Source organism: Erwinia sp. MYb375, from assembly GCF_037479175.1.
In the GTDB taxonomy this organism is placed as follows: Bacteria; Pseudomonadota; Gammaproteobacteria; order Enterobacterales; family Enterobacteriaceae; genus Erwinia; species Erwinia rhapontici.
In genome coordinates this window covers 1-22773 of sequence record NZ_JBBGZS010000019.1, presented here as the reverse complement: position 1 = coordinate 22773, position 22773 = coordinate 1, and the positions used below count along the sequence as shown (strand labels likewise).

Below are 22773 nucleotides of genomic sequence, written 5' to 3'. Positions count from 1 at the left end.
GGTCAATCAGGAGGTTAGGAAGTGCTGCAACATGCGGCTACCGAAATAAGCCATGGTCAGTAAAAATGCGCCTCCGCAGTTGAACCATACAACACGGCGACCGCGCCAGCCTTCATGATAATGGCCCCACAGCAGGACGATATAGAGGAACCAGGCCAGGATAGACAGCACGGCTTTATCGATATTTTCACGGCTGAACAGATCTTGCAGATAGAACAATCCGGTACAGAGTACCAGCGTTAACAGCACCACGCCGATCTGGGTGATATGAAACATTTTACGTTCGATGGTCATCAGCGGAGGGATATCGTTGCTGAAGGCCAGCTTCTTGTTCTTCAGTAGCCAGTCAATCCAGGCCAGCTGTAATGCATACAGTGCGGCAATAATTAGTGTGGCATAGGCGAAAAGTGCCAGCCCGATGTGCACCATCATGCCCGGCGTGGTTTCCAGGTGGGTAATAAAGGCGTTAGGCACAAATGTGGCAAATGCCAGGTTGATCAGCGCAAAGCTGTAAACAATCGGCAGCAAAATCCAGCCACGGTTGCGCGAGGCAACAATCGTCATAATCGCACAGATCAGCAGGCTCACCAGTGAACCAATGTTCAGCAGGCTGAGGTTCTGCCCGCCATCTGGCCCGAAAATACGCTGCTCAAGTGCCACGGCATGGCACACCAGGGCGGCGATGGCAGAAAGCACTGCCAGACGACGCCAGGTGCTGTTTTTACGCAACAGGCTGGGAACGATCAGTGCAAGGCTGAATGAGTAGGCAAGTAGCGCCAGAATCGCAATTACAGACATAGAATTCGTCAGGTATCGGCCAGAGGAGAAAAAAGTCAGTATAGCGCCAGCGGCTGCTGGCTCCAAACGATCTCATCGCATATGGCTGAGATCCCAGCGCCTCTATGTTATAATCCGCGCCATTGTGTCGCCGAGGCGGCCTCTCATTACGTTGAGCGAGAGACGATGTTTGATAATTTAACCGACAGACTGTCGCAGACCCTGCGCAATATCAGTGGCCGCGGGCGGCTGACTGAAGATAATATTAAAGACACGCTGCGCGAAGTGCGCATGGCGTTGCTGGAAGCTGACGTCGCGCTGCCCGTCGTCCGTGACTTTATCGGACGCGTCAAAGAGCGCGCCGTCGGTCATGAAGTGAACAAAAGCCTGACCCCGGGTCAGGAGTTCGTCAAGATCGTGAAAAACGAACTGGTTGCTGCCATGGGGGAAGAGAACAACACTCTGAACCTGGCTGCTCAGCCACCTGCTGTGGTACTGATGGCGGGTTTGCAGGGTGCGGGTAAAACCACCAGCGTCGGTAAGCTGGGTAAGTTCCTGCGTGAAAAGCACAAGAAAAAAGTGCTGGTGGTGTCTGCTGACGTTTATCGCCCTGCGGCGATTAAACAGTTGGAAACACTGGCAGAGCAGGTCGGCGTTGATTTCTGCCCGTCAGACCTCAGTCAGAAACCGGTCGATATCGTTACCAGCGCGCTGCAACAGGCGAAGCTGAAATTCTACGATGTGCTGCTGGTGGATACCGCAGGTCGCTTGCACGTTGATGAAGCGATGATGGACGAGATCAAACAGATTCACGCCGCGATTAATCCGGTTGAAACACTGTTTGTCGTCGATGCGATGACTGGCCAGGATGCCGCCAACACCGCGAAAGCGTTCAACGAAGCGTTACCGTTGACGGGGGTGGTACTGACGAAAGTCGACGGTGATGCCCGCGGTGGTGCTGCGCTGTCGATTCGTCATATTACCGGTAAGCCGATTAAATTTATGGGCGTCGGTGAGAAAACCGAAGCCCTGGAACCGTTCTACCCGGATCGCATTGCCTCTCGTATCCTCGGTATGGGCGACATGTTGTCGCTGATCGAAGATATTGAAAGCAAAGTAGACCGTGCGCAGGCAGAAAAACTGGCCAGTAAGCTGAAGAAGGGGGATGGTTTCGATCTGAACGACTTCCTCGACCAGTTGAAACAGATGCGCAACATGGGCGGCATGGCGAGCCTGATGGGCAAGCTGCCGGGCATGGGCCAACTGCCAGATAATGTTAAATCGCAGATGGACGACAAAGTGCTGGTGCGCATGGAAGCGATGATTAACTCAATGACACGCAAAGAGCGTGAAAAACCTGAGATTATCAAAGGCTCCCGTAAGCGCCGCATTGCCACCGGTTCAGGTATGCAGGTGCAGGACGTTAACCGCTTATTGAAGCAGTTCGACGACATGCAGCGCATGATGAAGAAGATGAAGAAGGGCGGTATGGCGAAGATGATGCGCGGCATGAAAGGTATGATGCCGCCGGGCTTCCCTGGCCGCTAAGTTAGCCAGAAAATGACTCAGGCGAATTAGATTGCTTTTTGCGCCAAAATGAGTAAAATTTTCGGGCTTTTTATATTGCATCCGGGCCCCGTTCCCTCAATGGGGCCCGGCTGTTTTATTAACTAAAGAGGATGTTATGGTAACAATTCGTTTGGCACGTCACGGCGCTAAAAAGCGTCCGTTTTATCAGGTAGTCGTAACCGACAGCCGTAATGCTCGCAACGGTCGCTTCATTGAGCGCGTTGGTTTCTTCAACCCGATCGCTTCAGGTCAGGCTGAACCACTGCGTCTGGATCTGGACCGCATTGAGCACTGGGTTGGCCAGGGCGCTACTCTGTCTGATCGCGTTAACGCGCTGATCAAACAAGCTAAGAAAGCAGCTTAATCTGTCACGGTGGTCAACATGAGCAAGCAACTCACCGCCCAGCCTCCCGCTAACCCGTTAATTCTGGGGAAGATGGGCTCGGCCTACGGTATTCGTGGTTGGCTCAAAGTGTTTTCCTCCACCGAAGATGCCGAAAGCATTTTTGACTATCAGCCGTGGTTTATCCAGCGGGCGGGTCAATGGCAGCTTGTCGAGCTGGAAGGCTGGAAGCGCCACAATCAGGACATGATCATCAAAGTCAAAGGCATTGACGATCGTGATGCCGCGGGCCTACTGACCAATTGCGAATTTGTCGTGGACTCAGAGCAACTGCCAGATCTGGATAACGGCGACTACTACTGGAAAGACCTTATGGGCTGCCAGGTGGTCACGACTGAAGGCTACGAGCTGGGTAAAGTCATCGATATGATGGAAACCGGTTCGAACGACGTTATCGTCGTCAAGGCAAACCTGAAGGATGCATTCGGTGCGCAGGAGCGGTTAATTCCGTTCCTCGATGAACAGGTTATCAAGAATGTCGATCTCACTACTCGTGTTATCACGGTAGATTGGGATCCTGGTTTTTGAGCTCCGAACAAAACGGTAATACTCCGGCGCAAAGTATGTGGATTGGTGTAATCAGCCTGTTTCCTGAAATGTTTCGCGCAATTACCGATTACGGAGTAACTGGCCGGGCAGTAAAAAATGGCCTGCTCAGCATTCAGAGCTGGAGTCCACGTGACTTCGCTCATGATCGGCACCGTACCGTGGACGAACGTCCTTACGGCGGCGGACCGGGAATGCTAATGATGGTTCAACCCTTACGGGATGCCATCCACGCAGCAAAAGCGGCGGCAGGAGAAGGCGCTAAGGTGATTTATCTGTCACCTCAGGGGCGTAAACTCGATCAAGATGGGGTTTGCGAGCTGGCGACCAACCAGAAATTAATTCTGGTCTGTGGTCGTTACGAAGGGATTGATGAGCGCGTGATTAAAACCGAGATCGATGAAGAATGGTCGATTGGGGATTACGTACTCAGTGGTGGCGAGCTGCCAGCAATGACGCTAATTGACTCGGTTTCCCGGTTTATTCCGGGGGTACTGGGAAAACAGGCTTCAGCCGAGGAAGATTCGTTTTCCGATGGTTTGCTGGATTGCCCACACTATACCCGGCCTGAGGTGTTAGAAGGGATGGAGGTTCCGCCAGTTCTACTGTCGGGCAACCATGCTGATATTCGCCGGTGGCGCCTGAAACAGTCGCTGGGCCGTACCTGGCTTAGAAGACCTGAACTTCTGGAAAACCTGGCTCTGACTGAAGAGCAAGCAAAGTTGCTGGCTGAGTTCCAACGGGAACACACCCAGGCAACAAAACGATGATACGGTTGAACGGGCATAGCGCTTAGTTCGCCTTAACTATCAGTTTACCCAGGATAAGAGATTTAATTATGAGCAACATTATTAAGCAGATCGAACAAGAACAGATGAAACAGGACGTACCTTCATTCCGTCCGGGTGATTCCGTGGAAGTGAAAGTATGGGTCGTTGAAGGTGCTAAAAAGCGTCTGCAGGCATTCGAGGGCGTGGTTATCGCTATTCGTAACCGCGGTCTGCATTCTGCATTCACTGTTCGCAAAATTTCTAACGGCGAAGGCGTTGAGCGTGTATTCCAGACTCACTCCCCAGTAATCGACTCGATTGCTGTGAAACGTCGTGGTGCTGTACGTAAAGCCAAACTGTACTACCTGCGTGAGCGTACTGGTAAGTCTGCACGTATCAAAGAACGTCTGGGCGCTTAAGCGACATCTGATAGTTAATAGCAATAAAGGGGCTGACCGAAAGGTTGGCCCCTTTTTTTACGCTGGTAACACGGTCGCGCGCATCCCGCGAAATTTACTGCCTTTTGCCTCCGCGAAAAAAAATAAAAAGTCGTTTCCTGCTGATATTTAAGCTGATATAAAAAAAATTCCGCGTATGTTTGATAGATACCTATCTACTGCCAGGAATTCTGCACGCTATGCGCCCTTCGCCCAGTCCCTCGACCGGTGTGTCGATGAAAATCGCCGGTGCCCTGACCTCTACGTTGATGATGGCCTGCGTTAAAGGACTGGATGGCACCATTCCGGTCGGAGAGGTGATCTTCTTTCGTTCTTCTGGTGCGCTGATCCCTCTGTTTATCTGGCTCTGGTGCCAGGGCAATATCCTTGATGGCATTCGAACCCGCAATGTGAAGGGGCATTTTCTCCGTGGTCTGGCGGGAACGGGTGGCCTGTACTTTAGCTACCTTGCACTGCTGTATATCTCCCTGACCGATGTGACAGCCATCAACTATGCGGCGCCGTTGATTACCGTGATCATGGCGGCAATTTTTCTGCGTGAGAAGGTGAAGTATCATCGCTGGGTGGCAGTGATTGCCGGATTTATTGGTATCCTGGTGATGATGTCTGGCCAGCTATTTTTTGGCCGGGAAGGGGCATTAAGCTCGGTGAGCTGGCTGTCTACGCTTGGCATGATTCTGGCGTTGATGGCAGCGGTGTGCATTGCAGGTGCATCAATCCAGATCCGTTATCTGAATGGTATTGAGAAGCCAGGGGCCATCGCTTTCTGGTTTGCGATAACCACCACGCTGACATCGCTTTTCACACTGTGGTTTGGCTGGACGATACCGAATGGCAGGCAACTGATGCTATTGCTTGGTTGCGGTCTGCTGGGAGGGATTACGCAAATCCTGCTGACCCTGAGTTTGAAATATGCGGATGCTTCTTTGCTGGCACCGTTTGATTACAGTACGTTGATCTGGTCGGTATTTATTGGCTATCTGTTCTGGGACACATTGCCAGAGTTAGCGACTATTTTCGGGGCGGGTCTGGTTGTGACCGGTGGGGTGATTTCCATGTACTTTGAACGGCGTCATCGCCGGGCGATCACGCCGCTAAATGTGAGCGGTTGAGAGTGCAATAAGCCGGGGTGAATAATGGGCTGGCCGTGAGGCTGGCCTTTTTTGTCATTTGCCACATGATGACGAATGTTTCACAGAATGTTAGGATATTTCTGAATAGAGGTGGGGTGATGAAACCCGTGATGACGGGGCCAAATTAATGGCCGGGATGATAGAGGTTTCATGGCGAAAATACGCGTGCTGTTACTGTCGCTCTTGCTGAGTAGCATCACTCTGCCGATCAGGAGTGAAACGTTAACGGATGCACCTTCGGGCGTGTCAGCAGCAGACGTGCGCCAGACCGTCGCAGGTATTATCAGTTATACCCGATGGCCACATCTTACCGGGCTTCCCCGCCTGTGTATCTTTCGCTCTGCCTACTTCGCTCCTGCGCTCACCGAGGCCTCAGTTGAGCATCCTCCTGCTGTCTGGCAGGCAATCCCCGTAGAGGATGCCCAACAGGCGCTGGTCTCGCAGTGCGATATTCTCTACTTTGGCCGTGAATCTTCGCAGCAGCAGGTTGAGCTGATTAACAGCTATCAGATGCGCCCGCTGCTCACCATCGCAGAACAAACCCCTGAGTGCGCAACCGGCAGCGCATTTTGCCTTAAATTTATTAATCACCGGGTGAGTTTCTCGGTGAACCTCGACTCGCTGGGTCGAAGCGGCGTTCGGGTGCATCCCGATGTATTAATGCTGGCATCTTCAGGGAGTAAGCGACATGGATAAATCCTCGGCAGATTACAACAGGGCCAGCTTTCGCAATACGCTGTTACGTATCAGTGTGATCAGCGTCGTGACCACGATGACAGTAGCGTGGCTGTTTATTTCCGCCACCTCAATGCTGTCATTCCGTCAGTATGCTGATAAGAATCTGCAACTGCTGGCTTATACCGTCAGCCACAGCCTGGAAGCTGCTGTGGTATTTCGTGACGGTAATGCCGCTATGGACACCCTGAATGAGCTGGGAAAACAGGGACAGTTCTCTTCGGCAGTGGTGACCGATATACAAGGCAATGAACTTGCCCATTGGGGGGATGGGAATGAACATGAAATCAATACAGACCCACTGGCGCGTGCGGTCTCCGGTTGGTTGTTCCCCAAACCGGTACAGCAACCCATCCTGCATAATGGCGTAAAAGTCGGCAATATCACACTAACAGGCGAAGATGCCACCGTGACGGACTTTGTCTACCGCTCCCTGAGTGTGCTGACGATCTGTTTGCTGCTGGCCTCGCTGGTCGCACTCCTGTTTACTCGTCATTTATTCAGTGGGCTGATCGCGGCATTAAGGAGCATGACCGGTGTTGTGCATGATATTCGCGCCACGCGTAATTTTTCACGTCGGGTTCCTCCGTCAAAAATTAATGAACTGCACGTGTTCGGTGAGGATTTTAACAGCCTGCTGACCGAAATTGAAAAGTGGCAACTGCGTGAACAACAGGAGCGAGATTCTCTGCTGAAACGCGCGCTGCACGATCCGCTGACCGGGCTGGCCAATCGTGCTGCATTTCGCAGTGCACTGGACAGCGTGCTGAGTGATAGTGCCCGTAAAACCCATACTGCGCTGTTGTTTATGGATGGGGATAACTTTAAGGGTATCAATGATACCTGGGGGCATGCAGCAGGAGATGAAGTCCTGATGGCGATAGCGCAGCGATTGTCTGACTGTGCTGCAAACACCCATCTTGTCTGCCGTTTCGGGGGGGATGAATTTGCCATGATCCTTGAAAATGTCAGCCATGATAATGAAGTCCAGGCGGTGATTGACGCAATTAATCTGCGCATGGCTGAGCCGATTGATCTTCAGGGCGGTGAGTCCGTGGTGATGACATTAAGTATTGGCCGCGCGGTAGCCAGCCAGGCTGCGACTGCCGAAGGCGTGATGGAAGCGGCCGATCGCAGTATGTATCTGGAGAAGCAGCAGCATCATCAGCGTGCTGCTTCTTAGTGATAATCATGGGAGATATGATGAAAAAAATAAGAATGATGACTGGACTCGTATTGGCGCTGTTACTGGCGGCCTGCCAGAGCGCACCTCAGGGTAAATTCTCGCCTGAACAGATCAGCGCTATGCGGTCACAGGGGTTTAGTGAAATCCCGGAAGGATGGATGTTGGGGATCTCTGAGAAGATCCTGTTTGGTAAAAATAAGTCAGAGTTGACGCCGGAGAGTGTGGCGACCGTTCAGCGCATGGCGAAGTTACTCTCCAGCACTGGACTGCATCACGCGCGCCTTGATGGACATACCGATAACTATGGTGATGAGAAATATAACCAGGCGTTGTCACTGAAGCGTGCCAACGTGGTCGCCGATGCCTGGGCAAGCGGAGCGGGTGTACCACGCAGCAATATCACGACCCGCGGTTTGGGTGACAGCGACCCGGTACAGAGCAACAAAACATCACAGGGCCGGGCAGAAAATCGTCGTGTAGCGGTTGTCATCAGCGCTCCCTGAGCGTGCTGAAAGATGCTCTGCCTCGTCGGCCATCCCCGGCGAGGCAGCTCCTTATCTGGCGGCGCGCAGCAGTTCGACGACCAGTGGCGACAGCTCATCACGCAGCGCAGCGCGTTCGGACTGGAATAATGTGGCTACATAGAATTTGTGTCCCGGTAGTTCCATTGCCCGCACATCACCCTCACGATCCCAGGCGGTGAGTCGCAGCGGATACGTTTTTAGATCGGCAACAAAATCCGGGTTGACGCCAAAGTTACAGTGATAGCCTTCGCTGATTTCTGTCTTACCGTAAGCCTGTGCCAGAAGCGAGCCAGGTTCAATCACAATATCCCCGGTTTTTTCTACCAGCGAACAGCTTAATGGCGCGATCACCAGGCGCCCACCGCTGTCGGTTTCGGCATGTCCTGCATCGCTCCAACCCATGACATTACGCGCGTACTCAACGATGGCATACTGAAACCCCCCGCAGGAGCCGAGAAAGGGCACGTTGTTTTCCCGGGCATAACGGAGAGTGAGGAATGCCCCCTCGTCGTTAATATACGGACTACCCGGCGTTAGCCACAGGGCATCATATTCCTGCAAAATCCCGCTATCATTGATGGATTCAGTGGGAAGCCACTGCGAGCTGATATCTCGTTGAAGGGCGTGTGCGGCGAGTTGAACTGCTTTTGGAATGGCCTGATGCGCAACGGCATCGGGGCGATAGTCGCCAACCAGAGCTAAACGGATCATGAGTGTTTCCTGTGCAGGTAAAAAAGGATGCTACTGCACAGTCATGATGCTGGCAAGCCGCTAAATTTATTTCTAAGCTGAAAATCAGTGCAGACTACGGAGAGAGACATGACGCAGCGTGTGAATGAATTTGGCCAACCAGTCGGCCCGGCATTGCCTTATTGGCAGCCTGTGCCGGCACCAGAAGCAAACAGTATGGTCGGCATTTACTGCCGATTAGAACCCCTGAATGTTGAGCTTCATTGCGAGGACCTTTATACGGCCTATGCTTCAGCGCCTGATGGTCGGGACTGGACCTGGCTGACGGAAGAACGCCCGGAATCGCTGGAGGCCTTTCGTATCTGGCTCAGTCAGCGTGCAGCGCAGAAAGATTTTGTGACCTTTACCCTCTTTTGTGCAAAGCGTGATCAGCCTGTCGGCCTGGTATCGTATTTACGTATCGACCCGTCTAACGGCGTGCTGGAGATTGGTGGTGTCACATGGTCACCTTTGATGAAACGTACGGTGATCGGTACGGAAGCGCTTTGGCTGATGATTAACAATGCCTTTACGCTGGGGTATCGCCGCTGTGAATGGAAGTGTGACTCTCTCAACGAACCCTCACGTCAGGCAGCACTGCGTCTGGGGTTTACCTGGGAAGGAACCTTTCGTCAAATGATGGCCCGCAAAGGACGTTCACGAGATTCAGACTGGTTCTCGATTATTGATAGTGAGTGGCCAGCGATTAACCAGGTGCTGACTCAGTGGCTTTCTGCAGAGAATATTGATGCCAGTGGGCAGCAGCGACAGTCACTCAGCAACCTGATGCGGGCGATAAAGCCGATAGATGGCAGTGTTAATTGGCCCACTCTTTAATACGATAAGCCCGTAGCGTATGGCAATCAGCTCTGCGCCTACGCGGATGGCAACAGCGCGGCTGGCGATATTGCTTTCAGCCGCCAGGATCTCGATGACATCAATATCCGGTTGTTCAAAAGCCTGCGTTGCAATCTGGCACACAGCCTGACGGGCAATACCTTTACGCTGTTCGCTACGTCGTACCCAGTAACCAAGAGCGGCAGGGATATCGGGTCCGCTGCTGTAACGCAGCCCCACGCCCCCCAGAAGCCGCCCGTCTTCTGTAAATAACCCGCATTCATTCGCTACGCCCTGACGACGCTGTAAATGGGTGTAGCTGAACCACTTCAGTGCGTCCTCTTCGGTGTAATCTTCATGCGCCCATACCATCCACGGTATTAAACTCTTCAGTGACTCCCTGACGGCCTCGACGAAGGCGGCAGCATCACTGTGTTCGAATGGGCGTATAACTATTTTCATGATTTACTCTGGATTATTTTCCTGACGGACAGAAATGATAGCGCGTCTCAGGAGGGCAGGTGTTGGAAATGATGGGCTTTTTTTATGTTGAAATACTTTGTGTAAAGATATAATTACAGTTATAGGTGTGATGTATTGTTTGTTTCTTTTGTTTATCTTATTGTATTTATTCATTTAAATGTATTTTCCTGTGTGGTTTTTTCCTTTGTGGTAATAAATCTGTACATCAAGATATTGTTTTATGTACGTATTCTGGTACAGTTGTCAGCAACCTCACTGAGGATCCCTATTAAACGAATGACCCAGGATAATGATCATGCAAAAAGATGCGCTGAATAACGTTCACATCGCTGACGAACAGATTCTGATTACTCCGGAAGAGCTGAAAAAACAGTTTCCGCTGAACAGCGTACTGGAAGGGCAGGTTGCCGCTTCACGTCAGACTATTTCCGATATCATCAGCGGAAAAGATCATCGTTTGCTGGTGGTCTGTGGCCCTTGTTCTATCCACGATACTGAAGCTGCACTGGCCTATGCCCGCGATTTGAAAGCACTGGCGGACCAGGTGGAAGACCAGCTCTACATTGTGATGCGCGTCTACTTTGAAAAGCCACGTACCACAGTTGGCTGGAAAGGTCTGATCAACGATCCGCATATGGATAACACCTTTGATATGGAAGCCGGTCTTCATATTGCCCGTCAGCTACTGCTGAATCTGGTGGAGATGGGTTTGCCACTGGCAACGGAAGCGCTGGATCCAAACAGCCCGCAATACCTTGGCGATCTGTTCAGCTGGTCGGCCATCGGTGCACGTACCACCGAATCGCAGACACACCGCGAAATGGCGTCGGGCCTCTCAATGCCGGTAGGCTTCAAAAATGGTACCGATGGCAGCCTTGGCACCGCGATTAATGCGATGCGTGCAGCCGCGATGCCACATCGTTTTGTCGGTATCAACCAGGCAGGGCAGGTGTGCCTGCTGCAAACCCAGGGTAATCCTGACGGGCATGTGATCCTGCGCGGTGGGAAAAGCCCGAACTACGGTCCGGCCGATGTGGCGCAGTGCGAAAAAGAGATGCAGCAGGCGGGACTCCGTCCTTCCTTGATGATAGATTGCAGTCATGGCAATTCTAACAAAGATTTTCGTCGCCAGTCCGGCGTGGCCGAGTCTGCCGTTGCGCAGATTAAAGATGGCAACCGTTCAATTATGGGCCTGATGCTGGAAAGCAACATTCACGAAGGCAACCAGTCTTCTGAGCAGCCGCGCAGTGATATGCGCTACGGCGTTTCCGTTACCGATGCCTGTATTAACTGGGAAACAACGGAAACCCTGCTGCGTGAAATTCATCAGGATTTGACCGGAGTACTGGCGGCGCGTCTGTCGTAAGAGGGTTAATGAGTTATGGTGGCTGAACTGACCGCGTTACGCGATCAAATTGATGAAGTCGATAAAGCGCTATTGGATCTGCTGGCGAAACGGCTGACGCTGGTCGCCGAAGTCGGCGAGGTAAAAAGCCGCTACGGGTTACCGATTTATGTTCCTGAGCGTGAGGCCACGATGCTGGCCTCACGCCGTCATGAAGCGGAGTTGCTGGGCGTGCCTCCCGATCTGATCGAGGATGTTCTGCGCCGCGTGATGCGTGAATCCTACACCAGCGAAAACGATAAAGGCTTTAAAACTCTCTGTCCCGAACTGCGTCCGGTAGTGATTGTTGGCGGTAAGGGGCAGATGGGGCGTCTGTTTGAGAAGATGCTTACCCTGTCGGGTTATCAGGTACAGATCCTCGATAAAGGTGACTGGGATAACGCAGAAGCGATGCTGGCCAACGCGGGCATGGTGATTATTAGCGTTCCTATCCATCTGACCGAGCAGGTGATTGGTGAACTGCCTCCGCTGCCGCAGGATTGCATCCTGGTGGATCTGGCCTCGGTGAAAAATAAACCGTTGCAGGCCATGCTGGCTGCGCACGCCGGACCGGTACTGGGGTTGCACCCCATGTTCGGGCCGGACAGTGGCAGCCTGGCGAAGCAGGTGGTGGTGTGGTGTGATGGTCGTCAGCCGGAAGCCTATCAGTGGTTCCTGGAACAGATTCAGGTATGGGGCGCACGCCTGCACCGGATCAGTGCCGTGGAGCATGACCAGAATATGGCGTTTATTCAGGCATTGCGCCACTTCGCTACGTTTGCTTATGGTCTGCATCTGGCAGAAGAAAATGTTCAACTGGACCAGCTGCTGGCGCTTTCATCACCGATTTACCGACTGGAGCTGGCGATGGTCGGACGTCTGTTTGCTCAGGATCCACAGCTCTACGCCGACATTATTATGTCGTCAGAAAGTAATCTGGCCCTGATCAAACGCTATTATAAGCGGTTTGGAGAGGCAATAAAGCTGCTGGAGCAGGGCGATAAGCAGGCGTTTATCGACAGCTTCCGCCGGGTAGAGCATTGGTTTGGCGACCACGCGAAACGCTTCCAGGCAGAAAGCCGCACGTTACTGCGTCAGGCAAATGACAGCAGACCCTAGTGTTTAACAGGAGGGGCCGACATATCTGGCCCCTCCGTTTTAATCGTACCAAACCCCGCCTTGACGAAAATCTCCTGTCCCTCACAAGTTAACAACAGCTCAGCGAGCTTGTGGCCTGCGGGCTGACAAACGGCATAGCCATAGTCAGCGCGAGTTTGCCACGCCTCAGGTATCAACAACGTCGTAATACCCTCATTCGCCTGAAGAAGATGCGCATAGCTGTGGTAGCCAATAAAGAGATCGGCCTGCCCTGACTTTAGTAACCAGACTGAAGCCTGCATCCCCGGAGGTACGGGTACGGAATCCTTTCCACCGACCAGTGGCATCGCACGCTGCTTTAACCGTTGGCCCAGTTCAGTCTCCTGCTGTTCAATACGTTCGAATAGCTGCCAGGCGTAATCGCCACAGGGATCGCAGCCAGGTGTTGAGGTGGCGAGGCGCAGGGCGGGATTGCGCAACAGATCGAGCCAGTCAGCCGCCGAATCGACGCGATCGCTGCGAACGTTCAGGCACAAAAAGTTATGGCAGAATACGCCTGTCCGTTGTGCCAGCCCTGCCTGTAACAGTGTCTGCGGATGGGCAATACTGGCAGAGACGAACAAATCGCAGGCCTCACCTTGCTCTATACGCTGACGCAGTATTCCGGCTGGACCGAACTGCGTTTCTATCCCCGCCGGGTAATGGTGCTGGAATGCACTTACCACGCCTGGCCAGACGTGACGCAGGCTGCCCGCGGCCAATACCTGTAAAGGCTTCATCCGTTGTTGCTGTGGTAGTGAGTACGGTAAAAACGTTGATACCAGCTGTCTGCCTGCTGCTGCATATCAATATCCGCAAATCTGGCCGGGTACAGTTTCTTCGCAATCCACAATTCTCCCAGTGCCATCGCTTCCGGCATCGGGTAGCCCCAGGCCTTGGCATACTCTGGCATCAGATAAACCCGGTGATTTTTGACGGCATCCACGACCTGCCAGGCGGGCTGCTGGTTAATCTCGTCGAGTACTTTTGGATAACGGTCCTGGACAAAGATGACCTGCGGATTCCATGCCAGAATTTGCTCCATTGAAACCTGCTTGTAGCCCTTAACGGTCGATGCGGCAACGTTCATTGCTCCGGCATGCGCCATCATCAGCCCGGTGTATTTACCCGAACCATAGGTTGTCAGGTCGGGGTTAGCCATGTAGACACGAATACGCTCTTTTTCCGGAATGTCTTTCAGCCGGTCGGCAACCTGCTGACGCTGTTTAAAGGTGGCTGCAACCAGAGCGTCGGCCTGCTTTTGCTGATTGACCACCTCGCCAATCAGACGGATACCCTGTGCAAGGCCATCATTGTAGGCCTGTTCTTCATTTTCTAACTGTGGGTTGAGCTGGGCCTGCTGTGTGTCGCTGTCTGTACGCAGAGAGATGGCAATAACAGCGATGCCGAGATCCTGAATCTGATTAATCATTTCCTGGGGCGCATAGTTCGTGACAAACACCACCTGCGGATGCAGGGCAACCAGCTTCTCCAGATCAACATGGGTCAGATCGCCCAGCATCGGCAACGTATTCAACGGGGGGACCAGACGCGCATAGCCGTCGCCCAACTGCTGTTTCCAGTTGCTGAGAATACCGACCATTTTTTCCGTGGCATCGAGCTGTACCAGTAAATTTAAGGTCTGATGCTGAAGGACGACGACCCGGTCAACGCGATCGGGCAATGTCACCTGACGACCGAGCTGATCGGTGACCTGGCGTGATGCTTGCGCAGAAAAAACGAATAAAGCAGAAAGAATAAGTGCGGCAAAAGGGCGGAAAAGGGAAGTCATCATCGCTGCCTGAGTATCGTTGTATATCTTATGATATAGCGATCGACATCACAGGGTAAATGATTCTCTGTGGCAAAAGGGGAAAATCGCCAGCCGCGATTGGGCTGGCGAGGGGTCAGGCGTTACTGTGGATCGATGGCGACGACGTTTTCGCTAGGGTAGCAGCCCAGTACCTTCAGGGAGCGTGTGATTGGCGTCAGCTCGCGTAGCGCCTGCTGCACGTCGTCGGTATTCAGGTTGCCCTGGAAATCGATGTAAAACATCTCCTGCCACGGATTACCATTAATCGGGCGCGACTCCAGTTTACTCATTGTCAGATTATGTTTGCGCAGCACCAGCAGGGCTTCCACCAGGGCGCCCGCCTGCTGGCCGGTGGCCATAATCAGCGTAGTTTTTGCCGGAACCTGGAGTGAAACCTCGACCGGCTTACGGGCCAGTACGATGAAGCGGGTAATATTCTGGCGCTGGTTAGCCAGATTCCGCTCCAGCACCTGTAAACCATAAAGCTCACCTCCGGCTTCACTGCCCAGCGCGGCAACTTTGGGTGAATTCATGGCGGCGACTCTCTCCATCGCAGCCGCAGTACTTTCGGTGTACTCAATTTTCCAGTGCGGATGACGATTGATGAACTGGCTGCACTGCTGGAATGGCTGCGGGTGGCTGTAGACGGTCTCAATCTGCTGCAGGTCAGTATTACCAGAGACGAGGACGCAGTGATCAATAGGGATAGTGATCTCACCGACAATAGACAGGCTGGTTTGCTGCAACAGGTCATAGACATCAGTGATTGACCCCGAAGTCGTGTTCTCAACCGGCAGCACGGCGTAGTCAGCCAGCCCGGTTTCAACCTGATTGAAGATATCGTGAAACTTCAGGCAGCCACTCTCAATGAAGTTATCGAAATGACGTGCGGCATAGTGGCGTGATGCCAGATGCGAGTAAGAACCTTTTGGCCCGAGAAAGGCGATGCGCGCAGAGTGAGCGTTGGTGTTGTTCAGGTGTTTTTGCAGCAGCGCCTGCTGAGTCAGCACGGAATCTTCAATGATCTGCTGAAACAGGCGTGTGATGTAATGAGCATCCAGCTTATGGCCTTTGCCCAGAGTGATCAGGTGCTCAAGCAGATCGCGTTCGCGGTCGATATCACGGACGGGACGGTGGGTGGCCATTTTGGCCTCAGCAACTTCTACAGCCAGCGCACGGCGCTGGGCCAGCAGGTCCAGCAGTTGTTCGTCCAGTGCGCTGATCTTACCGCGCAGGGCCAGCAAAGGATTTTCGGGATTCATATTTGCTACCTGTCAGATGTTACTAAAAAAAAAGCCTCCCGTTTGGGAGGCTTTAATGTTCGTCTTCGCATTCACTCTTACACGACGAATTGCCTCCCAGATCAGGGGAAGGTAAAGAAGGTAAAAAAGAATGCGAAGAAAAACGGTGCTGATTTCATTGTGCTATCCATGATGTCTGGAAGGATAAAGTAACCGCTGCAATTTCATTCTGTCAATAAAAAACGCGCCCGTAGGCGCGTTATGACGGTTTTAACCCGATTACTCTTCGTCTGTCTCAACCACCGTCAGATCTTTAACACTGGCGGTGGCGCGGCGCGCTTCACCTTTATGCTGAACTTTATTCAGCTGACGTTCCAGCTTGTTAATCAGATCGTTGATGGCTGTGTACATATCTTCATGCTTGGCGCTGGCGATCAGCGGGCCGTTTGGCGTATTAATAGTTGCATCGGCAACAAACTCCTTCGGCTCTTTTGACAGAACAATATGTGGATTTATCAGATGAGTTTGCCACTTTTCAAGTTTGGCGAGACGGTCTTCGACATGTTGGCGGATAGCCGGAGTAATTTCCATTTGCTTGCTGGTAATGTTCAGTACCATAGTGCTTACCTCTCTGTCATTTCCGTCTTGGTGAACCCAGCATACCGCGAAAAGTGTGAGAATGTGTGATCAAAATCACGTTATTTTGTCGCTTTTTGTCAAGAAGGACAAAACTGTGAGACGGGTTGGTAAATAAGGCTAAGGGGGTTGTCGAGGGGCATTTTCAGTGGCATTGTTGATAGGTTAACCTGACTGGAAATTTGGCATTTTGCCGTTTTTAGTCAAAAAAAATGGCAGCCCAGAGGCTGCCATTTTTGTCAGGTCAGACTCAAGCCTGATTGGTTGCAATGATTTTTGCCACACGATCGGCTTCTGTATTCAGCTGCAGATGACGGTATGCATTTTCCATCAGCGGCAGTGCAGTGCGCGTAGCCATTGTATCCGGGTAATCTTTCAGCATTTGCTCTACACGGTTAACCACAGCGACATACGCCTCGCGTTTAGTGTAGAATTCCGCCACGGATAACTCATATTTTGCCAGACGATCTTTCAGGAACACCAGGCGCTTGCGTGCATCGGTTGCATACTGGCTGTTTGGATAGCCACGCAGCAGCTGCGAGAAGTCTTTGAAAGCATCACGCGCATGGGTTGGATCGCGGTCTGAGCGGTCGATACCAAAAAAGCCTTGCAATGCACTGTCATCCAGCGCCATGTCCGTCAGACCACGCATATAAATAACGTAATCAATGTTCGGATGCGTTGGATTCAGGCGCATAAAGCGGTCAATGGCGGCTTGCGCCAGCGGCAAATCGGCATTTTTGTAGTATGCGTAGATCAGGTCTAGCTGAACTTGCTGGGAGTAAGGGCCGAATGGATAGCGGTTATCAAGCGCTTCCAGTTGCGTTATTGCTCCTTTAAAGTTACCGTCCTGCAGTTTTTGCTGGGCAGTGGCATAAATCTCGGAAGGCGGGCTGTCAGGCACCACATCCTTGGAGCCGGAACATCCAGCTAATGCCAGGCTCAACGTGGCTGCAGCCACCAGATATTTCATACGCGTCATGACGATTTGCTTATCCTCAGAGTGTTATTCAGGAAGCTGTCCGTTAAGCTTCCGATAGTGACCAGGTACGATAGCACATTATATTAAACGGCATCGCCGTGAAAACCCAACGTTAACGAAGAAGCTGTTTATTTATGGCACAACAAGTAAAACTCAACGCAACGGTATCCGAATCGCAACTCGGACAACGCTTAGATCAGGCTTTGGCCGAATTGTTCCCTGATTATTCACGTTCTCGCATAAAAGAATGGATTCTCGACCGTCGCATCACCGTCAACGGTGCAATTATCGACAAACCGAAAGAAAAAGTGCTCGGCGGTGAGCAAATTATCATCGATGCGGAAATTGACGAAGAAGCTCGCTGGGAAGCGCAGGATATCCCACTGAACATCGTCTATGAAGATGACGACATTCTGGTGATTAACAAACCGCGCGATCTGGTGGTTCATCCGGGAGCCGGTAATCCTGATGGCACGGTACTGAATGCACTGTTGCATCATTTCCCGGCGATTGCTGATGTGCCTCGTGCTGGCATTGTGCACCGTCTGGATAAAGATACTACAGGTCTGATGGTGGTGGCGAAAACGGTCCCTGCGCAGACGCATCTGGTGGAGTCACTCCAACTGCGCGAATTCACGCGCGAGTATGAAGCCGTGGCTATTGGTCGTATGACAGCAGGCGGTACGGTTGATCAACCGATCAGTCGTCACTCGACTAAACGCACCCACATGGCAGTGCATCCGATGGGTAAACCAGCAACGACGCATTACCGCATTATGGAGCATTTCCGTGCCCATACGCGTTTACGCCTGCGTCTGGAAACTGGCCGTACTCACCAGATCCGTGTGCATATGTCGCACATTAATCATCCTCTGGTGGGTGATCCGCTGTACGGTGGTCGTCCACGCCCACCGAAAGGGGCATCAGATGCCTTTATCAGTACGCTGCGTGGTTTCGATCGTCAGGCCCTGCACGCCACGATGCTCCGTCTCTATCACCCGATTACCGGGATTGAAATGGAATGGCATGCACCGCTGCCACAGGACATGGTCGATTTGATCAATGCACTGAAAGCGGATACCGAAGAATTTAAAGAGCAACTGGACTGGTAATGAGCCTGATTGTACCTAAGTGGTCGGCCCCCGCTAACGTTCGCGCGTGCAGTAGTACGCGTCAGGGGGGCGTCAGCCAGGCACCGTGGGACAGTCTTAACCTCGGTGCTCATGTGGGCGATGAGTTACAGCATGTGCAGACTAACCGTCAGCGCCTGCTGGAACTGGCTGATTTACCGTCCATGCCGCAATGGCTTGAGCAGGTACATGGTACAGAAGTTCTGACGCTGGACTGGAAGGTACCGGCTTCACTGCGTGCGGATGCGGCTTATACCCGCACGCCAGGCGTTGTCTGTGCAGTGATGACGGCTGACTGTCTTCCGGTACTTTTTTGTTCGCAGGATGGCCAGGAAGTGGCTGCCGCGCATGCTGGCTGGCGTGGATTATGTGACGGCGTGCTGGAGGCAACCATTAATGCCTTTTCTGCCCCTCCGTCGCAGATTTTCGCCTGGCTTGGCCCGGCGATTGGTCCGGATGCTTTTGAGGTCGGGCCGGAAGTGCGTGAGGCTTTTATTGCGCAAAATCCAGCCGCCGCAGCCGCTTTTCTTCCAAAAGGTGAAAAGTTTTATGCCGATCTCGGACATTTAGCAAAACAGCGTTTAGAGGCCATCGGCGTGCGCCACGTCTGGGGTCACGGCCAATGTACCCTCAATCAAAGTGAGCAATTTTTCTCCTTCCGACGCGATGGCGTCACTGGCCGTATGGCAAGTTTGATCTGGCTGATATAACCTAGCGCCATAAGACGGTCCGGATTGATGTTTTTTTCTCCAAAATGTCAGGTCATTACCTTGAAAAATTTGAGGGATGACCTCATTTAATCTCCAGTAGCAATTTGACCTGATAGGGGGAAATTATGCGTCTGGATCGTCTTACTAACAAATTTCAGCTGGCTCTGGCTGATGCTCAATCTCTGGCCCTCGGCCGTGACAATCAATTCATCGAACCTCTGCATCTGATGAGCGCATTGCTCAATCAGGATGGCGGATCCGTTCGTCCTTTACTGACCGCTGCCGGTGTTGATGTCGCTTCACTGCGTACCAACATTGAACAGGCACTCAGCCGTTTACCGCAGGTCGAAGGCACCGAGGGTGATGTTCAACCTTCTGCTGACCTGGTACGGGTACTTAACCTGTGTGACAAACTGGCGCAAAAACGTGCTGACAACTTTATTTCATCCGAATTATTCGTTCTGGCGGCGCTCGACTCGCGTGGTTCTCTGGCAGATTTGCTCAAATCTGCGGGGGTAACCAGCGATAAGCTGACGAAAGCGATCGACCAGATGCGTGGAGGCGATAGCGTGAACGACCAGGGAGCTGAAGATCAGCGCCAGGCATTGAAAAAATACACCATCGATCTGACCGAGCGCGCGGAGCTGGGTAAACTTGACCCGGTTATTGGCCGTGACGAAGAAATTCGCCGTACGATTCAGGTCTTGCAGCGCCGTACTAAAAACAACCCGGTACTGATCGGTGAACCTGGTGTTGGTAAAACCGCCATCGTTGAAGGCCTCGCGCAGCGCATCATTAATGGTGAAGTGCCTGAAGGTCTGAAAGGCCGCCGGGTACTGGCACTTGATATGGGGGCGCTGGTGGCGGGTGCCAAATATCGTGGTGAATTCGAAGAGCGCCTGAAAGCGGTTCTCAGCGATCTGTCAAAACAGGAAGGCAATGTCATTCTGTTTATTGACGAGTTGCACACCATGGTCGGTGCCGGTAAGGCTGATGGCGCGATGGATGCGGGCAACATGCTGAAACCTGCACTGGCGCGAGGTGAACTGCACTGTGTGGGGGCCACCACCCTGGACGAATATCGCCAGTATATAGAAAAAGATGCTGCGCTGGAGCGACGCTTCCAGAAGGTCTTTGTTGCTGAACCGAGTGTGGAAGATACCATCGCGATCCTGCGTGGGCTGAAAGAGCGTTATGAGCTGCATCACCATGTGCAGATTACTGACCCGGCTATCGTGGCAGCGGCGACTTTATCGCATCGCTACATTTCCGACCGTAAGTTACCGGATAAGGCGATTGACCTGATTGATGAGGCTGCGTCGAGTATTCGTATGCAGATCGACTCGAAGCCAGAGTCTCTTGACCGACTTGAGCGACGTATCATTCAGCTGAAACTGGAACAGCAGGCGCTGAAGAAAGAGTCTGATGACGCCAGTATCAAACGGCTGGAGATGCTGGAAACTGAGCTGAACCAGAAAGAGCGTGAATACTCAGAACTGGAAGAAGAGTGGAAAGCTGAAAAAGCGGAGCTCTCTGGTACTCAGCATATTAAAGCTGAGTTAGAACAGGCGAAGCTGGCCATGGAGCAGGCGCGTCGTCAGGGAGACCTCGGGCAGATGTCCGAGTTGCAATACGGCAAAATTCCAGAGCTGGAAAAACAGCTTGCTGCCGCAACGCAGACCGAAGGTAAAACCATGCGGCTGCTGCGTAACCGTGTTACCGATGTTGAAATTGCTGATGTGTTAGCGCGTTGGACTGGTATTCCTGTCGACCGCATGATGGAAGGTGAGCGTGACAAGTTACTGCGTATGGAGCAGGAGTTGCATACGCGGGTGATTGGTCAGAATGAGGCCGTGGAAGCGGTATCGAATGCGATTCGTCGCAGCCGTGCTGGCCTGGCCGATCCGAATCGCCCGATTGGTTCGTTCCTTTTCCTTGGGCCAACTGGGGTAGGGAAAACTGAGCTGTGTAAGGCACTGGCTAACTTTATGTTCGACAGCGATGACGCGATGGTGCGTATCGATATGTCCGAGTTTATGGAAAAACACTCAGTGTCTCGTCTCGTCGGGGCACCTCCGGGCTATGTCGGTTATGAAGAAGGGGGCTATCTGACCGAGGCGGTTCGCCGCAGACCTTACTCTGTCATCCTTCTGGATGAAGTAGAAAAGGCGCATCCGGATGTGTTTAACATCCTGTTGCAGGTGCTGGATGATGGTCGTCTGACTGACGGGCAGGGCAGGACGGTCGATTTCCGTAATACGGTGGTGATCATGACATCGAACCTGGGGTCTGATTTGATCCAGGAACGCTTCGGTGCATTGAGCTACGCTGAGATGAAAGAACTGGTGTTGTCGGTTGTCAGCCAGAACTTCCGTCCGGAGTTCATTAACCGTATCGATGAACTGGTCGTGTTCCATCCGCTGGGTGAGCAACATATAGCGTCTATTGCACGCATCCAGCTTGCACGCCTGTATCAGCGTCTGGACGATCGTGGGTATGCTCTGCATATCTCTGAAGCTGCGCTGCAGAAGCTGGGTGAAAATGGTTATGACCCAGTCTATGGCGCAAGGCCACTGAAACGTGCAATTCAGCAGCAAATTGAGAACCCGCTGGCACAGCAGATACTTTCTGGTGCGCTGGTTCCGGGGAAAACCATAGAAATGGATGTGCAGGATGGCGTAATCGTCGCACATCAGTAATCACGGTAAGTAACAGAAATGGGCCTTTGGCCCATTTCTGTTTATTAAAGCAGCATAAATCGAGGTTAAAAGCGGGTTTTGCATGAAAAATAAGCATGTGAAAAGTTTTTTGCAATTAGCCCTTGTCACTCTCCAGAAAATCCCTATACTGCGCCTCCACTGACACGGAACAACGGCTTACAAGTCAACGTGTCAGGAGGTTCAGGAAGTATCTGAACCGCCGGAAAAACTTCTCAAAAAGAAGTTGACTCCGAAGGAGGAAAGCGTAATATACGCCACCTCGCAACAGGAAGCTTCGGCACTGATTGCACCGCTCTTTAACAATTTATCAGACAATCTGTGTGGGCACTCGCAGGATTGATATCAGTCACCTTAGGGTGACAAAAAATATCAAGTCTTAAGAGTGAACACATAATGAAATTCATTATGACGTTTTACACTTGAGCATCGCTGCACTTGTTGCAGCAAATCGAACTTTTAATTGAAGAGTTTGATCATGGCTCAGATTGAACGCTGGCGGCAGGCCTAACACATGCAAGTCGAACGGTAGCACAGGGGAGCTTGCTCCCCGGGTGACGAGTGGCGGACGGGTGAGTAATGCCTGGGAAACTGCCCGATGGAGGGGGATAACTACTGGAAACGGTAGCTAATACCGCATAACGTCTTCGGACCAAAGTGGGGGACCTTCGGGCCTCACACCATCGGATGTGCCCAGGTGGGATTAGCTAGTAGGTGGGGTAATGGCTCACCTAGGCGACGATCCCTAGCTGGTCTGAGAGGATGACCAGCCACACTGGAACTGAGACACGGTCCAGACTCCTACGGGAGGCAGCAGTGGGGAATATTGCACAATGGGCGCAAGCCTGATGCAGCCATGCCGCGTGTATGAAG

The 22773-nt window shown here is 52.4% G+C and carries 24 protein-coding genes, 1 rRNA gene and 1 other annotated feature; of the genes, 16 read left to right on the top strand and 9 right to left on the bottom strand.

Annotated elements, in window-relative coordinates:
* Positions 1-6: 6 nt before the first annotated feature.
* Positions 7-798, bottom strand: a complete 792-nt coding sequence (locus WH279_RS10910; RefSeq protein ID WP_133845989.1) for a cytochrome C assembly family protein — start codon at positions 796-798, stop codon at positions 7-9.
* A 165-nt stretch (positions 799-963) separates the two neighbouring features.
* Between WH279_RS10910 and ffh the strand changes: the two genes are divergently transcribed.
* The 9 genes from ffh to WH279_RS10865 all read left to right on the top strand — a co-directional run bounded on the left by ffh (position 964) and on the right by WH279_RS10865 (position 8080).
* Positions 964-2325, top strand: coding sequence for a signal recognition particle protein (gene ffh, locus WH279_RS10905; RefSeq protein WP_133845988.1), 1362 nt, complete (start codon positions 964-966; stop codon positions 2323-2325).
* A gap of 136 nt (positions 2326-2461) precedes the next feature.
* Entirely contained in the window at positions 2462-2710 is a 249-nt protein-coding gene (rpsP, locus tag WH279_RS10900; RefSeq protein WP_004155935.1) for a 30S ribosomal protein S16, read from the top strand.
* Between the two features lie 18 nt (positions 2711-2728).
* Positions 2729-3277 (top strand): ribosome maturation factor RimM, encoded by a 549-nt coding sequence (gene rimM / locus WH279_RS10895; RefSeq protein ID WP_339456527.1) that lies wholly within the window; start codon positions 2729-2731, stop codon positions 3275-3277.
* A 35-nt stretch (positions 3278-3312) separates the two neighbouring features.
* The gene (trmD, locus tag WH279_RS10890; RefSeq protein WP_133845986.1) at positions 3313-4065 is read left to right on the top strand and encodes a tRNA (guanosine(37)-N1)-methyltransferase TrmD; all 753 of its coding nucleotides are present in this window, start codon (positions 3313-3315) and stop codon (positions 4063-4065) included.
* A 68-nt stretch (positions 4066-4133) separates the two neighbouring features.
* Positions 4134-4484 (top strand): 50S ribosomal protein L19, encoded by a 351-nt coding sequence (rplS, locus tag WH279_RS10885; RefSeq protein ID WP_133845985.1) that lies wholly within the window; start codon positions 4134-4136, stop codon positions 4482-4484.
* 218 nt (positions 4485-4702) lie between these two features.
* Complete coding sequence (locus WH279_RS10880) at positions 4703-5635, top strand: DMT family transporter (protein ID WP_200643245.1); 933 nt, start codon at positions 4703-4705, stop codon at positions 5633-5635.
* A gap of 171 nt (positions 5636-5806) precedes the next feature.
* Positions 5807-6352 (top strand): YfiR family protein, encoded by a 546-nt coding sequence (locus WH279_RS10875; RefSeq protein ID WP_200643246.1) that lies wholly within the window; start codon positions 5807-5809, stop codon positions 6350-6352.
* Positions 6345-7574, top strand: a complete 1230-nt coding sequence (gene dgcN, locus WH279_RS10870; RefSeq protein ID WP_200643247.1) for a diguanylate cyclase DgcN — start codon at positions 6345-6347, stop codon at positions 7572-7574. The genes WH279_RS10875 and dgcN overlap by 8 nt, the downstream gene beginning before the upstream one ends.
* A 17-nt stretch (positions 7575-7591) precedes the next feature.
* Positions 7592-8080, top strand: coding sequence for an OmpA family protein (locus WH279_RS10865; protein WP_339456524.1), 489 nt, complete (start codon positions 7592-7594; stop codon positions 8078-8080).
* A gap of 51 nt (positions 8081-8131) precedes the next feature.
* On the opposite strand, the gene WH279_RS10860 is transcribed toward WH279_RS10865, so the two are convergent.
* Positions 8132-8812: a CTP synthase C-terminal region-related (seleno)protein gene (locus WH279_RS10860; protein ID WP_339456522.1), complete on the bottom strand. Its 681-nt coding sequence runs from the start codon at positions 8810-8812 to the stop codon at positions 8132-8134.
* Between the two features lie 108 nt (positions 8813-8920).
* Between WH279_RS10860 and WH279_RS10855 the strand changes: the two genes are divergently transcribed.
* Positions 8921-9667, top strand: coding sequence for a GNAT family N-acetyltransferase (locus WH279_RS10855; protein ID WP_339456520.1), 747 nt, complete (start codon positions 8921-8923; stop codon positions 9665-9667).
* On the opposite strand, the gene WH279_RS10850 is transcribed toward WH279_RS10855, so the two are convergent.
* On the bottom strand, positions 9602-10129 hold the full coding sequence (locus tag WH279_RS10850; RefSeq protein WP_339456518.1) for a GNAT family N-acetyltransferase: 528 nt from the start codon (positions 10127-10129) through the stop codon (positions 9602-9604). The genes WH279_RS10855 and WH279_RS10850 overlap by 66 nt on opposite strands.
* Before the next feature lie 316 nt (positions 10130-10445).
* Between WH279_RS10850 and WH279_RS10845 the strand changes: the two genes are divergently transcribed.
* Both WH279_RS10845 and tyrA read left to right on the top strand, forming a co-directional pair.
* Positions 10446-11516 (top strand): 3-deoxy-7-phosphoheptulonate synthase, encoded by a 1071-nt coding sequence (locus WH279_RS10845; RefSeq protein WP_339456516.1) that lies wholly within the window; start codon positions 10446-10448, stop codon positions 11514-11516.
* Between the two features lie 15 nt (positions 11517-11531).
* Positions 11532-12653: a bifunctional chorismate mutase/prephenate dehydrogenase gene (gene tyrA, locus WH279_RS10840; RefSeq protein ID WP_133845976.1), complete on the top strand. Its 1122-nt coding sequence runs from the start codon at positions 11532-11534 to the stop codon at positions 12651-12653.
* Here tyrA and WH279_RS10835 read toward each other — a convergent pair.
* The 6 genes from WH279_RS10835 to bamD form a co-directional block, all read right to left on the bottom strand.
* Positions 12650-13411 (bottom strand): substrate-binding domain-containing protein, encoded by a 762-nt coding sequence (locus tag WH279_RS10835; RefSeq protein ID WP_339456512.1) that lies wholly within the window; start codon positions 13409-13411, stop codon positions 12650-12652. The two genes, tyrA and WH279_RS10835, sit on opposite strands and share 4 nt — an antisense overlap.
* Complete coding sequence (locus tag WH279_RS10830; protein ID WP_339456510.1) at positions 13408-14466, bottom strand: ABC transporter substrate-binding protein; 1059 nt, start codon at positions 14464-14466, stop codon at positions 13408-13410. The genes WH279_RS10835 and WH279_RS10830 overlap by 4 nt, the downstream gene beginning before the upstream one ends.
* A 119-nt stretch (positions 14467-14585) precedes the next feature.
* On the bottom strand, positions 14586-15746 hold the full coding sequence (gene pheA, locus WH279_RS10825; RefSeq protein WP_339456508.1) for a bifunctional chorismate mutase/prephenate dehydratase: 1161 nt from the start codon (positions 15744-15746) through the stop codon (positions 14586-14588).
* Positions 15747-15770: 24 nt separating this feature from the next.
* Positions 15771-15905, bottom strand: a sequence feature (Phe leader region).
* Entirely contained in the window at positions 15848-15904 is a 57-nt protein-coding gene (gene pheL / locus WH279_RS10820) for a pheA operon leader peptide PheL (RefSeq protein ID WP_197931246.1), read from the bottom strand. (Overlaps the previous feature by 57 nt.)
* Positions 15906-16004: 99 nt before the next feature.
* Entirely contained in the window at positions 16005-16343 is a 339-nt protein-coding gene (raiA, locus tag WH279_RS10815) for a ribosome-associated translation inhibitor RaiA (RefSeq protein ID WP_200643252.1), read from the bottom strand.
* A 268-nt stretch (positions 16344-16611) separates the two neighbouring features.
* On the bottom strand, positions 16612-17343 hold the full coding sequence (gene bamD / locus WH279_RS10810; RefSeq protein ID WP_339456498.1) for an outer membrane protein assembly factor BamD: 732 nt from the start codon (positions 17341-17343) through the stop codon (positions 16612-16614).
* 134 nt (positions 17344-17477) lie between these two features.
* Between bamD and rluD the strand changes: the two genes are divergently transcribed.
* The 4 genes from rluD to WH279_RS10790 form a co-directional block, all read left to right on the top strand.
* Positions 17478-18455, top strand: coding sequence for a 23S rRNA pseudouridine(1911/1915/1917) synthase RluD (gene rluD, locus WH279_RS10805; RefSeq protein WP_133845971.1), 978 nt, complete (start codon positions 17478-17480; stop codon positions 18453-18455).
* Entirely contained in the window at positions 18455-19183 is a 729-nt protein-coding gene (gene yfiH, locus WH279_RS10800; RefSeq protein ID WP_339456494.1) for a purine nucleoside phosphorylase YfiH, read from the top strand. Before rluD ends, yfiH begins: the two co-directional genes overlap by 1 nt.
* Positions 19184-19308: 125 nt before the next feature.
* A complete protein-coding gene (clpB, locus tag WH279_RS10795) occupies positions 19309-21882 on the top strand; it encodes an ATP-dependent chaperone ClpB (RefSeq protein WP_339456493.1) in 2574 nt (857 codons plus the stop codon).
* Positions 21883-22360: 478 nt separating this feature from the next.
* Positions 22361-22773 (top strand): 16S ribosomal RNA (locus WH279_RS10790); the annotation flags it as partial.

Coding starts and splice junctions, on each gene's coding strand:
- WH279_RS10910 (WP_133845989.1), bottom strand. CDS start 798: ATGTCTGTAATTGCGATTCTGGCGCTACTTGCCTACTCATTCAGCCTT.
- ffh (WP_133845988.1), top strand. CDS start 964: ATGTTTGATAATTTAACCGACAGACTGTCGCAGACCCTGCGCAATATC.
- rpsP (WP_004155935.1), top strand. CDS start 2,462: ATGGTAACAATTCGTTTGGCACGTCACGGCGCTAAAAAGCGTCCGTTT.
- rimM (WP_339456527.1), top strand. CDS start 2,729: ATGAGCAAGCAACTCACCGCCCAGCCTCCCGCTAACCCGTTAATTCTG.
- trmD (WP_133845986.1), top strand. CDS start 3,313: ATGTGGATTGGTGTAATCAGCCTGTTTCCTGAAATGTTTCGCGCAATT.
- rplS (WP_133845985.1), top strand. CDS start 4,134: ATGAGCAACATTATTAAGCAGATCGAACAAGAACAGATGAAACAGGAC.
- WH279_RS10880 (WP_200643245.1), top strand. CDS start 4,703: ATGCGCCCTTCGCCCAGTCCCTCGACCGGTGTGTCGATGAAAATCGCC.
- WH279_RS10875 (WP_200643246.1), top strand. CDS start 5,807: ATGGCGAAAATACGCGTGCTGTTACTGTCGCTCTTGCTGAGTAGCATC.
- dgcN (WP_200643247.1), top strand. CDS start 6,345: ATGGATAAATCCTCGGCAGATTACAACAGGGCCAGCTTTCGCAATACG.
- WH279_RS10865 (WP_339456524.1), top strand. CDS start 7,592: ATGATGAAAAAAATAAGAATGATGACTGGACTCGTATTGGCGCTGTTA.
- WH279_RS10860 (WP_339456522.1), bottom strand. CDS start 8,812: ATGATCCGTTTAGCTCTGGTTGGCGACTATCGCCCCGATGCCGTTGCG.
- WH279_RS10855 (WP_339456520.1), top strand. CDS start 8,921: ATGACGCAGCGTGTGAATGAATTTGGCCAACCAGTCGGCCCGGCATTG.
- WH279_RS10850 (WP_339456518.1), bottom strand. CDS start 10,129: ATGAAAATAGTTATACGCCCATTCGAACACAGTGATGCTGCCGCCTTC.
- WH279_RS10845 (WP_339456516.1), top strand. CDS start 10,446: ATGCAAAAAGATGCGCTGAATAACGTTCACATCGCTGACGAACAGATT.
- tyrA (WP_133845976.1), top strand. CDS start 11,532: ATGGTGGCTGAACTGACCGCGTTACGCGATCAAATTGATGAAGTCGAT.
- WH279_RS10835 (WP_339456512.1), bottom strand. CDS start 13,411: ATGAAGCCTTTACAGGTATTGGCCGCGGGCAGCCTGCGTCACGTCTGG.
- WH279_RS10830 (WP_339456510.1), bottom strand. CDS start 14,466: ATGATGACTTCCCTTTTCCGCCCTTTTGCCGCACTTATTCTTTCTGCT.
- pheA (WP_339456508.1), bottom strand. CDS start 15,746: ATGAATCCCGAAAATCCTTTGCTGGCCCTGCGCGGTAAGATCAGCGCA.
- raiA (WP_200643252.1), bottom strand. CDS start 16,343: ATGGTACTGAACATTACCAGCAAGCAAATGGAAATTACTCCGGCTATC.
- bamD (WP_339456498.1), bottom strand. CDS start 17,343: ATGACGCGTATGAAATATCTGGTGGCTGCAGCCACGTTGAGCCTGGCA.
- rluD (WP_133845971.1), top strand. CDS start 17,478: ATGGCACAACAAGTAAAACTCAACGCAACGGTATCCGAATCGCAACTC.
- yfiH (WP_339456494.1), top strand. CDS start 18,455: ATGAGCCTGATTGTACCTAAGTGGTCGGCCCCCGCTAACGTTCGCGCG.
- clpB (WP_339456493.1), top strand. CDS start 19,309: ATGCGTCTGGATCGTCTTACTAACAAATTTCAGCTGGCTCTGGCTGAT.